Raw genomic sequence first — 14450 nt, 5'->3', positions numbered from 1 at the left:
GGCGGACTCCGCGGCGCGGGCATGGGAGACTCGATGCTGACCGCGCCTCGCGCGCCGCCGCTCACCACCGTGACACCGGACCCCGCCGACACCGGCTGGACCCTCATCCGACCGGGAGCGAGGCGGCACCCGCGCGACGCGCGTCGCATCCGCCCCCGTCGCCCGCGACCCGGCGCCGCACCACCCGTCCTCCCGGACGGCCCCTGACATCACCGGAGGCACCGTCTCCACGCACGAACCGCGCGAGCACGACCTGCGCACCTCGGCATCACCCGCACGACCTGACCAGAAAGGCACCATGCCTCCCACGTCCCACGCCCACGCCCTCGACATCGCCAAGCCCGGGCGCCTGCCCCGCGGCGGCCTGCGGGTCACGCCCCTCGGCGGCCTCGGCGACGTCGGCCGCAACATGACGCTGTTCGAGTACGAGGGCGAGCTGCTCATCGTCGACTGCGGCGTGCTCTTCCCCGAGGAGAGCCAGCCCGGCATCAACGTGATCCTCCCCGACTTCAGCACCCTGCGCGGGCGCCTCGACAAGATCACGGGCATCGTCCTCACGCACGGCCACGAGGACCACATCGGCGGCGTCCCCTACCTCCTGCAGGAGCGGCCCGACATCCCCGTCATCGGATCCCGCCTCACGCTCGCGTTCATCAGCGCGAAGCTCGAGGAGCACAAGATCAAGCCCGTCACCCGCCAGGTGAAGGAGGGCGACCGCATCGACGCCGGCAAGTTCAACCTCGAGTTCGTCGCCGTGAACCACTCCATCCCCGACGGCCTCGCCGTCGCGATCCGCACGGGCGCCGGCATGGTCCTGCACACGGGCGACTTCAAGATGGACCAGTTCCCGATGGACCGCCGCCTCACCGACCTCGGCGCGTTCGCGCGCCTCGGCGAGGAGGGCGTGGACCTCTTCCTCACCGACTCCACGAACGCGGAGGTCCCCGGCTTCACGACCGCCGAGAAGGACCTCACGCCCGCCATCGAGAAGGTGTTCCGCACGGCGCCCAAGCGCATCGTCGTCTCCAGCTTCGCGAGCCACGTGCACCGGATCCAGCAGGTGCTCGACTCCGCCGAGCAGTACGGCCGCAAGGTCTCGTTCGTAGGCCGCTCGATGGTGCGGAACATGAAGATCGCGTCCGACCTCGGCTACCTCCGCATCCCCAAGGGCCTCGTCATCGACCTGAAGGCGCTGAACAAGCTGCCGGACGACAAGGTCACGCTCATCTGCACCGGTTCGCAGGGCGAGCCGATGGCGGCGCTCAGCCGCATGGCGCGCCGCGAGCACATCATCGAGGTGGGCGAGGGCGACACGATCCTCCTGGCCAGCTCGCTCATCCCCGGCAACGAGAACGCCATCTACGGCGTGATCAACGGCCTGATCCGCTGGGGCGCCGACGTCGTGCACAAGGGCAACGCGAAGGTGCACGTCTCCGGCCACGCCAGCGCCGGCGAGCTCGTCTACTGCTACAACCTCGTCAAGCCCCGCAACGTGCTGCCCGTGCACGGCGAGTGGCGCCACCTCGTCGCCAACGCCGCCCTGGCCGAGAGCACGGGCGTGAAGAACGCGCTCGTCATCGAGGACGGCGTGAGCGTCGATCTCGTGAACGGCCGCGCCTCGATCTCCGGCCGGGTCCCCGCGCCCTACGTGTTCGTCGACGGCATGACCATCGGCGTCGCCACCGAGGAGGCGCTCGAGGAGCGCCGCACGCTGGCCGCCGAGGGGCAGATCACCGTGCTCGGCATCTTCGACGAGAAGGAGCAGAAGCTCATCCACCCGGCCGAGCTCATCACGCGCGGCTTCGTCGAGCACGAGGGCTGGATCCCGGAGGCCGAGGCCGCCATCAGCACCGCCCTCAAGAACGCGGCCGCCAAGCGCCACCTCGACGGCGTCGCCGCCGAGCGCGCCATGAGCGACGGCCTGCAGCGCTGGCTCCAGCGCCGCCACCGCCGCACGCCGGTGGTCACGGTCATCGTGGTGGACGCGGACTAGCACCACCCGCTCCTCGCCGCGGCGCCGCATCGGTAGCGTCGTGGCATGGACGACGAGCGGGACCCGGGGCTGGCGGCCGCCGTCGCCGACTCGCTCGGGCGTCCCGTCGCGGCGCTCGAGGGCGTCGTCCGCGAGCCGCTCGAGTACGACGCGTTCCTCGCGCACCGGTCGGTGACGCGGATCCGCGGGCGGGCGCGCCTCGACGACGGCAGGGCCCTGCCGTGGACGCTCGTCGAGAAGCGCACCGAGGGTCCCACGCTGGCCGTCCCGTACCTCGTCGACAACGGCGCGCGTGAGCTGGCCGCCTACCGGTCGGGGCTGCTCGACGCGCTGCCGCCGGGGATCCGCGCGCCGCGTGCGCACGGGACGCTCCGGGATGCGTCCGGCGGCGTCACGCTCTGGATCGAGGAGGTGCGGCACCTCGGTCCGCGGCCGCTCGACCGCGCCGCGCTGCTCGACGCCGCGGCGGCGCTGGGCGCGCTCGGCGGGCAGTGGCTCGGACGGGCGCCGGAGGATCCGTGGCTCTTCACCGGCTGGATCGACCGGCACGCGCAGCCCGAGGCCGGGGCCGACGGGATGCGGATGCTCGCGGCACCCGGGCCTGCCGCCCGCGCCCGCCTCGGCGCGCGCATCCCCGCGGCCGCGCGGCTGCTCGCCGGGCAGGACCGCGTGCGCCGCGTGCTCGAGGCGCTGCCGAGGACGCTCTGCCACCACGACGCGACGGGCGCGAACGTGTTCCGCGACGCGGGCGGGATCGTGCTCATCGACTGGGAGTCGGTGGGGCCAGGACCGGTCGGCGCCGACCTCGCGTCGCTCCTGTGCTCGTCGGTGCGGCGCGGCGACGCGTCCGCCGCGGACGTCGCGGCCGTGCTCGACGAGGCGGTCGACCGCTACGCGCAGGGGATCCGGTCGACCGGGCCGGATGCGCCCACGGACCTCGTGCGCCTCGGCCTCGACGCGTCCATGGCGCTGCGATGGAAGCTCGCGGCGGATCTCGTCGCCGCCCTCGACGCCGGATCCGCACCGCGCCGCGGCAGCCTCCCCGGCGAGCCCGCGGAGGTGGCGATGGAGGAGCTCGCGTCGCTGCTCGACCTGGTGCTGCGGGCCGCGGCGCGCGCGCTCGCCTGACCGCCGCACGCGCCCCTCGTACGATGCTCCGGTGACCACCCGCATCCGCCTCGCCACCACCGCCGACCTCGATGCGCTGCAGCGGATCGAGGACGCGGCCGACCGCCTGCTCGTCGACCTGCTGCGCCCGGAGGACTGGCCGCCCGCGCCGTCCGGGGTGTCGCGCGCCGCGGAGCCCGGCTTCTTGCTGGTCGCCGAGGACGCCGCCGAGGCCGACGGCCCGCTCGTCGGCTTCGCGCACGTCCTGGAGATCGACGACCTGGCCCACCTCGAGCAGGTATCGGTGCCGCCCGAGCACGGCCGCCGCGGCCATGGCGGCGCCCTCGTCGAGGCGTCCGCCGACGAGGCCCGAGGGCGCGGCCATCGGCGGATCACGCTGCGCACCTTCGCCGACGTCCCGTGGAACGCGCCCGCCTACGCCCGCGCCGGGTTCGTCGAGGAGGAGCCCGCGACGCCGTTCCACCTCGCGCTCGTGGAGACGGAGGCCCGGCTCGGCCTCGACCGGCTCGGGCGGCGGATCCAGATGGGGCGCGAGCTGGGGTGAGCGGACCCGCGCACCGACCGGGATCAGCTGCCCGGCTTCTGCAGCTCCCCGGTCACGTACTGGGCACGGCCGAAGCCGAACGACCAGTCGGCGGCGGTGTTCTCGACGAAGCCGATGACGAGGTCCTCGCCGGCGACGCCGACCTCGGCGAGCGAGTCCGCGAGGACGCGGAAGAACTCCTGCTTCTCCTCGGTGCTGCGGCCAGCCTGCGTGAAGATCTGGATGATCACGACCTGCTCGGACCGCTCGATGCCGAGTCCGACGTCGAGGGCCGTGAGCCGTCCGGGAGCGTGCTCGGTGACGATCTGGAAGCGGTCGCGCTCCGGGAGGCCGTAGACATCCACGAGCGTGCGCATGAGGACGTCGCCGATCGCGGTGATCTGCGTGTCGGGTCGGCCTTCGACGAGGTCGATGCGGATGAGGGGCACGGGGATCCCTTCGTTCGGGCGAGGGTGGGAGGGGGGTCGCGGCGGGGCTCAGTCGCCGCCGGCAGCGGAGTCGGACCAGACGGCGCGGGCACCCGACTCCCCGATGCGCACCGTCGTGACGATGGCGCCGACCGAGGAGACGGCCACGGCGACGGCCAGCACCGCGGTGACGGCGACGTGACGCGACCGGGGGATCGGGCGCGCGTCGCGGCCGGGCCGGCGCGGCTCCTGGGCGGCGAGGCGGCGGATCCACAGCCACTGCGCCACCGCGACGACGAACACCGCGACCGCCCAGGGAAGCAGCGTGTCGCCGAGCTCGGTGTGCACCTCGAGCACGGGGTTCGCGCCGACCTTCTCCTCCAGGTTCTCGCCAGAGGACGTCGCGAGCGGCACCGCGATCAGCGAGGCCAGGGCGACGAGCGGCGTGATGATCCCGAGCCGTCGCGCGAACGCGGGCCAGAGCGCCGACACCAGGATGAGCAGGGCGGCCGTGGGGAACGCGACCACCACGAAGTGGACGATGAGGGGATGCAGCGGCAACCCGTTGATCTGCCAGGACATGCGGTGGCCTCCTCGTGCGTCGACGCGGGTCGATCCGCACGACGGGACGACGCCCGACGCACCGTGGCCCGCCTGCTGCTCATGCTGTCGCACGAGCGGCCGCCGGCGCCTCCGCTGAGCGCGATCCCAGCGTGCGGCGCCCGCACCCCAGCGTCCGCGCGGGAACGCGGGTGTCCGCTGGCTACCGCCCCCGCGCCGTCCGCGGGGCACGGCGGCGGCCGATCCGGGGATCGACCGCTCGACGGATCAACCCGTCCTCATCCCGGCCGATAGGTTCCGCGGGAGTCGGACCCCCGGTGTGCAGCGCTCACGGGTGCCACGCGGCGGCCCTGTCCACCGAGGGAACGGGACGATCATGCGCGCATCGCGGCTCTTCTCGACGCGACCCGCCCTGCGGGGTCTGCTCCTCTGCGTGGTCGGCGCCCTGATCACCGGCAGCGGGATCCTCGGCATCGTCTCGGCGCTGCACCAGGGGGATGTCCGCGACGCCTTGACGGACGGCGCCGGCGTGACGGCGGAGGGGACGCTGACCGAGGTCGTCACGCTCCACTCCTCGACGCACCGCACCCGGTACTCCGACACGGAGCACTGCCCGCGCTACGCGTTCACGGCGGCCGACGGCTCGCGGCAGACCGTGCTCGACCGGACGCAGTGCAGCGATCGCGCGGACGACTTCACGACCGGCTCGACCATCCCCGTCCTGTACGACCCGGCGGATCCAAAGGTCGCCATCATCGACACCCCCGGGGCCCGCGGGAGCTCCCGGAGCGGGCTCCTCTTCGCGATCCCGATGACGCTCCTCGGCCTCGGGCTCCTCATCGCCGCGCCCTCGGCCGTGCGACGTGCACGGCGGAACCGCGCGGCCGAGGACGCCGCCCGCGCGGAGATGCCCGTGCTGGGCGGCGAGCCGACGGCCTACCCCGAGGTCGCCGCCGCGGCCGCGGTCGCATCGGCGGCAGGGACCGGGTCCGAGACCGACGTCAGCGTCACGGAGCGGTTCGCGCGCCGCGTGGCGTCGGGCCTCGACGGCACCCCGTTCATGGTCGAGCCGTGTCCCGACGGCTTCCGGGTGGGATTCGCGCTGGCGGACGCGCGATGGTGGTCGATCCTCCAGTACTCCGACGTGCGGGACAGCATCACCTACACCGTGCGGGTCGACGAGCGGAAGAACCGGTTCCGCATCGACGACACCCTGCGCACGCTGTCGTGGAGCGCGGGGGCGACCGGCATGGTGCCGCGTCTCGGGGTGTCGTCCTCCATCCGGTCGGGGCGCATCCGGTACGGCCGCATCATCCAGCTGGGGCTCGATCCGGGCGGCGTGCTCACGGCGTTCAGCCCCGACGCGGAGCGCGCGCGCATCGTCGAGACGGGTCGATCCCTCGGGCTCCGACCGGGCGCGGGCCGCTCCACGCTCATCGGCCTGTGGGCGGCGGGCGGCGCCATCGGCCTCTGCATCATCGGCGCGTCGACCGCCCTGCTGATCATCGCGCTGACCGGGTAGCGACCCGCCCGCCGCGTCACCCGAGGTAGGCGAGCACGGCCAGCACCCGCCGGTGGTCCTCGCCCGTGTCCTCCAGGCCGAGCTTGGAGAAGATGCTCGTCACGTGCTTCTCGATCGCGCCCGTGCCGATCACGAGGGCCCGCGCGATCGCGGCGTTGGTGCGGCCCTCCGCCATCAGCCCGAGCACCTCGCGCTCGCGCGGCGTGAGCGCGGTGAGGGGATCGCGGCGGCGGGCCATGAGCTGCGTCACCACCTCCGGGTCGAGCACGGTGCCTCCGGACGCGACGCGGCGCACGGCGTCGTCGATCTCCTCGAGCCGGGTCACGCGGTCCTTGAGCAGGTAGCCGATGCCGGCCGTCCCGCTGCGGAAGACCTCCTCGGCGTAGGCGGCCTCGACGTACTGGGAGAGGAGCAGCACGCCGATCCCCGGGACGCGCCGGCGCGCCTCGACCGTGGCGCGGATCCCCTCGTCGGAGAAGGTCGGCGGCATCCGCACGTCCATCACGACGACGTCGGGGGCGTCGTCGGCGAGCGCCGCGAGGAACCCCTGCGCGTCCGCGTGCTGGGCGACCACGTCGATGCCGGCCTCGACGAGCACGCGCGCGAGCCCTTCGCGGAGGAGCACCGCGTCGTCGACCACGACGGCCCGGATGCGCGCTGCATCCGGGGCGTCGTCCATGGTCCCGAGCGTAGCGATCGGGATGCTCACGCGGCGGGGTCGGGCGATGCGGCGACCGGGCCGCCCGCCGCGGGACCGGCGCCGGCGGATCCGTCGGTCGGCACGCCGTTCAGCGTCAGCAGGGGCACCCGCGCCGTGATCCGGGTCGGGCCGCCCTGCGGGCTGGAGATGCTCACGTCGCCGTCGAGCGCGCCGATCCGTCCGACGAGCCCCTCGAGGCCGTGCCCCTCCCGGACGGACGCGCCGCCCTGGCCGTCGTCGGTCACCCGGGCGACGAGGATCCGCGTCCCGTCGAAGTCGCGCATCAGCACCAGCGTGACGTCCGCCCGGGTCGCCCCGGAGTGCTTCGCCACGTTGGTGAGGAGCTCGCTGACCGTGAAGTAGACGTTCCGCTCGACCTCGGTCGGGAGCACCAGGTTCTCGGGCAGGTGGACGTCGAGCGCCACGGGGACGGTCGACCGGGAGGCGAGCGCCTCCAGGGCCGCCACGAGCCCGCGGTCGAGGAGGATCGGCGGGGCGAACCCGCGGGACAGCGCGCGCAGCTCCTCGAGGGTGTCGTGCGCGTGCTCCGAGGCCTCGGCGATGAGGGTCCTGGCGCGCTCCGGATCCGTGTCCAGCGCGCGCTCGGCGGCGGCGAGGTCCATGCGGAGGCGCACCAGGCGCTGCTGCGGCCCGTCGTGCAGGTCGCGCTCGATCTGGCGGAGCGTCTGGCCCTCGGCCGTTACGGCGCCGGCGCGGGACTGCTCGAGGCCCTGGACGCGGCGCTCGAGGACGTCGGACTTGAACCCGCCGAGGAGCGCGTGATCCGTCCAGTAGTGGGCGAGCACGGCGCCGCGCCCCCAGAGCGGGAGGAGCACGACGGACAGGATCATCGCCGTCACGCCGAGGACGCCGGCGAGGGCGAAGGTGCGTCCCGCGTCGTAGCCGCGCTCCACGAGGAGCTCCTCGAAGCGCCACCCGTAACCGAGGATCGCGATCCCGCCGCCGATCGGCCCGAGGAACCCGGCGACCAGCAGGGCGCCCGCGCCGAGCGTCACGAACGACACCAGCGGGTAGACCACGACCGCGTGCAGCAGGTGCAGCCAGTAGTGCGGGTTCGCGACGGCCGAGAGGATCCGCATGGCGCGGTTCTGCTGCCACCGCGGCGTCCAGTCGACCGGGCGGATGGGGCGGGGCTCGGCCCACCCGATCCGCACTCGCTCGACGGCGCCCAGCCCGCGCGCCGCGAACAGCGCCGCGAGCAGCGCGACGGCCGCGAAGATGCCCGACGCGGACCAGAGGAGCGAGTCGAAGAGGCTGTAGACCGCGGTGGGGAGCGCGAAGTAGACGGTGGCGAGCAGCAGCGCGGTGAGCGCGAGGTACCCGAGGTCGCGCGGGAGGTGGCGCCAGGCGTCGGCGTAGAAGGAGCGGCGGCGGGGCAGCGCGGGCGGTCGCGTGGCGTCGCCCGCGTCTACGTCGGCTCGGTCGTCGGCGTCGGCGGGTGCGGCGGGGAGGTCCTCGGGTGGCACGGGCGTCGATTCGGCCTCGGTGGTGGGCGGTGTCTCGTTCATGACACTCAGCCTCGCGAGGCGCCGGTGCGGTTCCCATCCTGCCCGCTCCCGGATCGGGGGTGGGGTCAGCCCCACCCCCGGCGACGACGGAGCGGACCCTTCAGGCCAATCCGTCCTACGCGACGCACGCGAGCTCCCCGATTCTCCGAGGACCGACGCGCTGTGGACGGCGAAGAGTCCCGGCCCATGGTCGCGGTCACGCACAAGGAGCGTCGTCACGGGAGCCTCGCCTATTTCCTGCCGCTTTTCTTCGGATTCCGACGGCGGTCGGTCGCATCATGTGCGACGACCCCCTTTAGGGCCCGGGCGTTGGCGCCCCGCTGTCCCGTGCCGAGCACGGCCACTAGAGGAACTATGACGTCGGTGACGAGAGTTGGCAGTACCAATTTAAAGACAACGAATGTCCCTACGACTACGACGGGACCCGGATCGGAGGAGCTCCACGCGCTGAGTAGCGCAAGAAGAGAATTGCCTTCTACAGACAGGAGGGCGAAATGGATCATGGAAGTCTCGATGCCGGCGCGGGAGCCTGCGCCGCACCTAGATCGACTGACCATTGATCGGTGACTAAAAAAGCTTCCGCATCCGGGATGCACCGATCAAGCGCGAATTCGGCTCACAACCGCGGGGTGTTGAGCATGACGCTTGTCGGCCTTCGGGGAGGAAGGTTCTCGACTCCAACCCTCCCGGGGAGCTTGTCGATCCAACGGCGAACCTGTCGCAGTTGGGCCACTCCGCGTACCCGGCGATGACCTCCTGGGTCAACTCTCCGGTGAAGCACCTGGCTCCACGCGTTGAAATGATTGTAGCACCTGAGGCCATCGTTTCAACGTCAATTCGGGCATCTCCTTCAAGAATGCCTGGAATTCCAGCAGGACGGGGCCCTCTCAGACGGCGCAACTCCCGTGGGGGCCAGGCCTCACATGTCGACCTTCGACTTCACGGGCCTAGCGGCAGAGCGCGTGCACACGCACGGCCTCGACGGAATCGCCCCGCCCCTACCGCCCCCGCGCCGCCCGCCCGCGCCACAGCAGCCACACGAAGTACGGCGTGCCGACGAGCGCGGTGACGAGGCCGGCGCCGAGCTGGCCCGGGGCGATCGCGGTGCGGCCGAGCAGGTCGGCGAGGGTCACGAGGGCGGCGCCCAGCAGGATCGCGACGGGGAGCACACGGGCGTGGCGCGACCCGACGAGCGCGCGGGCCGCGTGCGGCGCGACCAGGCCGACGAAGCCGATCACGCCCACGGCCGCCACCGCCGTCGCCGTGAGGACGACCGCGATCGTGAGCGCGAGCAGGCGCGCGCGACCGAGCGAGACGCCGAGGAGGCGCGGGGTGTCGTCGTCGAGGGCGACGAGGTCGAGCATCCGGTGCCGCGGCGCCGCGACGGCCACGGCGAGCGCGAGCGCGGCCAGCACTGGCAGGGCGTCGTCGAACCCGCGGCCGTAGGTGGATCCCGACAGCCAGGTGAGCGCCTTCGCCCCGTCGAACGGGTCGGTGAGCACGATGATCATGCTGATCGCCGCGGCCGTGCCCGCCGAGACGCCGACGCCGATGAGCACCAGCCGGTTCTGCGGGAACCCGCCGCGCGCCGCGAGCCCGAACACGACGGCCGCCGCGGCGAGGGCGCCCAGCCCGGCGGCGCCCGCGATGCCCCAGCCGGACGCGAGCGGCGCGGTGGTCACGAACAGCACGGCGCCGAGGCCCGCGCCGCCGGAGACGCCGAGGATCGCGGGATCCGCCAGCGGGTTCCGGGTCACGGCCTGCACGAGCACGCCCGCCAGCGCGAGCGCCGCACCGGCCAGCACGGCGGCGAGCACGCGCGGCACGCGGGTGTCGAGCACGTAGCTGACGACGGGGCCGGCGGTGCCGCGGATCCCGTTGACGACGTCGCCGAGGAGCAGCTTCGCGTCGCCGAGGAGCACGGCCGCGACGAGCAGGCCGACGAGCACCGCGACCAGCGCGCCGACCACGAGCGCGACGCGGCGGCGGGTGACCACGCCGTGCCGCTCGGTGGGCGCGGACGTCGCGCTGTCGCGGGTGCGCACGGCCAGCACCACGAGCACGATCGCGCCGATGAGGGAGGTGACGAGCCCGGTCGGCACGGCGACCGACGCCTCGGCGCCGACGACCGCGCGCAGCAGCACGTCGGCGAGGAGCACGACGGCCGCGCCCATGAGCCCGGCGACCGGGATGAAGACCCACGAGCGCCGCACGCCCGGCACGAGCCGACGCAGCGGCCGCACGAACGCGGGCGCGTACAGGCCGACGAAGCCGATGGGGCCGGCGACCGTCACGGCGGAGGCGGCGAGCAGCACCGAGGCGAGCACGGCGACCACGCGGGTCGACCGCACGTGGACGCCGAGGCTGCGGGCGGCGTCGTCGCCGAGCCCGAGCGCGTCGAGCCGGCGGGTGATGACGAGCAGGATCCCGAGCGCGACCACCACGACGGGCGCCATCTGCGCGACCGCGTCGAACCCGTTCTGGCCGATGCCGCCCTGGCCCCAGCGGTAGAGGCCGCTGGTCTGCTCCGGGAAGAGGAGGAGGAGCGCGCTGGTGACGGATCCGAGGCCGAGCGCGAGCGCGCTGCCCGCGAGCACGAGGCGCACGGTGCCGGATCCGAGGCCCGAGACCGCGAGCACGACCGCCGCCGCGACGAGGCCGCCCACGAACGCGACGCCGGCGCCCGCGAGCACCGGCAGCGTGAGCCCGGTGACGGCCGCGACCGCGAGGGCCGCGTACGCGCCCGCGTTCACGGCGAGCGTGTCGGGCGACGCGAGCACGTTGCGGCTCACGGTCTGGAGGGCGGCGCCGGCCGCGCCGAGGGCGAGGCCCACGAGGATCCCCGCGGCCATGCGCGGCAGCCGCGACGCGACCACGACGGACGCGTCGCCCGGCGTCGCGCGCCCGGTGAGCGCGTCCCACACCTCGCGCGGTCCGACCGCGGCGGTGCCCTGGGTGACGTCGATCACCGCGAGCACCGCCACGAGGAGCGCGAGCGCCCCGACGACCGCGACCGCCCGCACCGGGATCCGGCCGGCCCCGTCGGCGCGCGCGACGGCGGCCAGCGACGGGACGGGATCCGGCATCGCCGCCGCGGCGGCGGACGCGGGAGGCGCGTCGGCCGACGGGGGCGCGGTGCGGACGGGAGCGGTCATCGGGAGCGCGCGGGTCAGCCGGCCAGCAGGTCGGACACGGCCTTCGCGTACGCCGTCATCGACGCCGGGCCGCCGAACGCCCAGATGCCGTCGGGCATGCGGTGCACGTCGCCCGCCGTCACGAACGGGAGCGACTTCCAGACGGCGTTGCCCGCGAGCGTGGACGCGAACGGGTCGTCGCCCTGCGTGGAGTTGGAGTTGTAGAGGAACTGCACGTCGCCGATGGTCGTGAGGCCCTCGACGTCGGTGGATCCGAGTCCGTAGGCGGGGTCGACCTCGCCCGTCCACGCGTTCTCGAGGCCGAGCTCGGTCGTGACGTCGCCGATGAGCGAGCCCTTCCCGAAGGGGCGGATGGTGACCGCGCCGGCGTCCACGTAGGCGTCCGCGAAGAGGAACTTGGATCCCGCGAGCCCGGCCGCGTCGAGCTTCGCCTTGGCGTCCGTGACGGCCTGGTCGTAGGCGCCGATGACCTCGGTCGCCTTGTCCTCCGTGCCCGTCGCCTTCGCGATGAGCTCGAGGTTGTCCTCGCTCTGCTGGATCTGCTTGCTGCCGTCCGCGGACTCCACCTGCAGCACGGGCGCGATGGCCTTGAGCTGCGTGATCGCGTCGGCCGGCAGGTCGGTGGTCGCGACGATGAGGTCGGGCGCGAGCGACGCGATGGTCTCCACGCTCGGCTCGCCGCGCGTGCCGATGTCGGCGGGCTCGTTCACGAGCGGCACGGCCGAGGACCACGCGGAGTAGCCCGCGACGTCCGCGACGCCGACGGGATCCACGCCCAGCGACACGAGGTTCTCCACGACGTTCCACTCGGTGCCGACGACCTTCGTCGCGGGCCCGTCGAGCGTGACCTCCGCGCCGGTGCCGTCGGTCAGCGTGATCTGCTCGCCGGCCGGCGTCGCGCCGGCGCCGGTGGACGCCTCCTCGGTCGTGCCGCATGCGGTCAGCGTGAGCGCTGTCGCGGCGGCGAGGGCGGTCATCGCCAGGGTTCGTCGTCTCGTGATCACGGGTGGAGCCTCTCGTTCCTGTGGTGGTGGCGGGCGACCGCGCGGGTGCGCAGGCTGCCCGTCGTCGGGTCCGCGTGGACCTCGACGGGGATGCCGTAGACCTCGGTGAGGAGGTCGGGGGTCAGCACCTCGGATGGGGTGCCGGTCTTGACGATCCGGCCGTCGGAGAGCAGCGCGACGGTGTCGGCGAGCGCGGCGGCCTGATCGAGGTCGTGGAGGACGACGCCGACGGCGATCGATGCGTCGTCGGCGAGGTCGCGCACCAGGTCGAGGAGCTCGACCTGGTAGCGGAGGTCGAGGTACGTGGTGGGCTCGTCGAGGAGCAGCACGCCCGTCTCCTGGGCGAGGCAGCTCGCGAGCCAGACGCGCTGGAGCTGGCCGCCGGAGAGCTGGTCGACGCCGCGGTCGGCGAGGGCGGCGAGGCCCGTGAGGTCGAGCGCGCGATCCACGGCGGCGCGGCCCTCGGGATCCGCCCCGCCGAAGCGGCCGCGGTGCGGGTAGCGACCGAACTCGACGACGTCGCGGACGCTGAGGCCGCCGGGCGTCGGGCGGCCCTGGGTGAGGAGGGCGACGCGGCGCGCGAAGCGGCGGAGGGAGAGGTCGAGGGCGTCGGACTCGTGCTCGCCAGCGCCGCCGGTGCTCTCCTCGCGCAGCACGAGCGAACCGGAGCGCGCCGCCTGGAGCCGCGCCATCGTGCGCAGCAGCGTCGACTTGCCGCTGCCGTTCGGGCCGACGAGCGCCGTGACGCAGCCCGGCCGGATCTCGAGCCCGGCGCCGTGCACGACCTCCGTGTCGCCGTACGCGACCGTGATGTCGCGGGCCTCGAGGGCGGAGGCGGCGGGTGATCCCGGCACCGGATCCCGGTTCCCGGCGCGCGCGATGGGAGCGGTCGAGGCGAGGGAGGTCACGATAGGTGAGGTTAGCCTCACCTCATCACTGACGACAAGCCGGGTCGGTGATCAGGCGGCGGGAGCACCGGCAGCCGAGACCCCGCCGCGCGCGTCGACGAGCGCCTCCGACAGGTGCGCGCCCCACGAGCGGTAGGTGCGCTGGTACCGGCTCTCCTCCCCCTCCGGTCGCCACAGCGCGCGCGTGAGCTCATCGGGGAACGTGACCGCGCGGGTGAACGGCAGGCCGTCCACGACCTCGCGGGTGTGCCGGTTGAGGGCCTGCGCATGGGCGCCCGCGGCGACGCGCGCCGGCCGCGAGAGGCTCCCGGCGTTGTCGAGCGGCGGGATGTCGGCCACGAGGATCCACGCCTCCCCCGGCACGTGCACCCGCAGCGCGTCGAGCGCGCCCCGCATGTGCCGCCTCCACGCGCGGGTGGAGGTGACGCGCAGCACGTCGGTGATCCCGGCGAGGAGCACGACGGCGTCCGCCCCTGCGAGGTCGCCCTCGGCACGCGCGATCACGGCCGGCGCCTCGCGGAGGCGCGAGCTCGGCAGGGGGGCGATGGACCAGTCGACGCCGCGTCCCGTCCGCGTCGCGTGGTGCCGGGCGAGGAACGCGGGGAGCGAGATCTGGTGGGTGCGGACGCCCAGGCTGATCATGCCGGTCTCGCCGACGACCGCGATCCGGTCGGAATCCGGACCCTCGACCGTGCCGCGGGCGGCGTCGTCCGGGTGGATGTCGCCGGACGCGTCCGCCCGCCGGTAGAGGAACTCCCCCACGCGGGCGGCGACGCCGGGGAGGGAGAGGGCGGGGAGCAGGAGCTCGGAGATGCGCGTCATGGGGGGTCCTGGGGCAGCGGGTGGATCCGGCGCGCTCCGATGACAGGACGCCGACGTGCGGCGCCCGCCCGGAGGGGCGGGAGGGTCGCGGAGAGCGTGCTCTCCGTCGTGCGCACGGGAGATGGATCCGTGCGGCCCGAGGTCCAGGGGATGCCTCACCCTAGGCGCATGCCCTGG

The 14450-nt window shown here is 74.0% G+C and carries 12 protein-coding genes; 4 read left to right on the top strand and 8 right to left on the bottom strand.

Annotated features, from left to right (window positions below):
• Positions 1-298: 298 nt before the first annotated feature.
• From CMS_RS01725 to CMS_RS01715, 3 genes are read left to right on the top strand one after another with little or no spacing between them, the layout of a single operon-like run.
• A complete protein-coding gene (locus CMS_RS01725) occupies positions 299-1993 on the top strand; it encodes a ribonuclease J (RefSeq protein ID WP_012297804.1) in 1695 nt (564 codons plus the stop codon).
• Positions 1994-2038: 45 nt separating this feature from the next.
• A complete protein-coding gene (locus CMS_RS16130) occupies positions 2039-3121 on the top strand; it encodes a phosphotransferase family protein (RefSeq protein ID WP_012297803.1) in 1083 nt (360 codons plus the stop codon).
• Between the two features lie 31 nt (positions 3122-3152).
• Positions 3153-3665: a GNAT family N-acetyltransferase gene (locus CMS_RS01715; protein ID WP_012297802.1), complete on the top strand. Its 513-nt coding sequence runs from the start codon at positions 3153-3155 to the stop codon at positions 3663-3665.
• 23 nt (positions 3666-3688) lie between these two features.
• On the opposite strand, the gene CMS_RS01710 is transcribed toward CMS_RS01715, so the two are convergent.
• Both CMS_RS01710 and CMS_RS01705 read right to left on the bottom strand, forming a co-directional pair.
• Positions 3689-4093 carry a tautomerase family protein gene (locus tag CMS_RS01710; RefSeq protein WP_012297801.1) on the bottom strand — a complete coding sequence of 135 codons (405 nt, stop codon included), beginning with the start codon at positions 4091-4093 and terminating at the stop codon, positions 3689-3691.
• Positions 4094-4141: 48 nt separating this feature from the next.
• Entirely contained in the window at positions 4142-4654 is a 513-nt protein-coding gene (locus CMS_RS01705) for a DUF2231 domain-containing protein (RefSeq protein ID WP_012297800.1), read from the bottom strand.
• Positions 4655-5009: 355 nt separating this feature from the next.
• Here CMS_RS01705 and CMS_RS01700 point away from each other — a divergent pair, with 355 nt between their 5' ends.
• Positions 5010-6155: a DUF3592 domain-containing protein gene (locus tag CMS_RS01700; RefSeq protein ID WP_041464299.1), complete on the top strand. Its 1146-nt coding sequence runs from the start codon at positions 5010-5012 to the stop codon at positions 6153-6155.
• 16 nt (positions 6156-6171) lie between these two features.
• Here CMS_RS01700 and CMS_RS01695 read toward each other — a convergent pair whose 3' ends face one another.
• The 6 genes from CMS_RS01695 to CMS_RS01670 form a co-directional block, all read right to left on the bottom strand.
• Positions 6172-6834, bottom strand: coding sequence for a response regulator transcription factor (locus tag CMS_RS01695; RefSeq protein ID WP_041464815.1), 663 nt, complete (start codon positions 6832-6834; stop codon positions 6172-6174).
• A 26-nt stretch (positions 6835-6860) separates the two neighbouring features.
• On the bottom strand, positions 6861-8384 hold the full coding sequence (locus CMS_RS01690) for a sensor histidine kinase (protein WP_012297797.1): 1524 nt from the start codon (positions 8382-8384) through the stop codon (positions 6861-6863).
• Positions 8385-9382: 998 nt separating this feature from the next.
• Complete coding sequence (locus CMS_RS01685) at positions 9383-11539, bottom strand: iron ABC transporter permease (protein WP_012297796.1); 2157 nt, start codon at positions 11537-11539, stop codon at positions 9383-9385.
• A gap of 14 nt (positions 11540-11553) precedes the next feature.
• Complete coding sequence (locus CMS_RS01680) at positions 11554-12543, bottom strand: iron-siderophore ABC transporter substrate-binding protein (RefSeq protein ID WP_012297795.1); 990 nt, start codon at positions 12541-12543, stop codon at positions 11554-11556.
• Positions 12540-13451, bottom strand: coding sequence for an ABC transporter ATP-binding protein (locus tag CMS_RS01675; protein ID WP_041464297.1), 912 nt, complete (start codon positions 13449-13451; stop codon positions 12540-12542). Before CMS_RS01675 ends, CMS_RS01680 begins: the two co-directional genes overlap by 4 nt.
• Positions 13452-13502: 51 nt before the next feature.
• A complete protein-coding gene (locus CMS_RS01670; protein WP_012297793.1) occupies positions 13503-14273 on the bottom strand; it encodes an SGNH/GDSL hydrolase family protein in 771 nt (256 codons plus the stop codon).
• Positions 14274-14450: the final 177 nt, after the last annotated feature.

Source organism: Clavibacter sepedonicus, from assembly GCF_000069225.1.
Taxonomy (GTDB): Bacteria; Actinomycetota; Actinomycetes; order Actinomycetales; family Microbacteriaceae; genus Clavibacter; species Clavibacter sepedonicus.
Note: the sequence above shows the minus strand (reverse complement) of the source record. Positions and strands in the feature narration are given on the sequence as shown.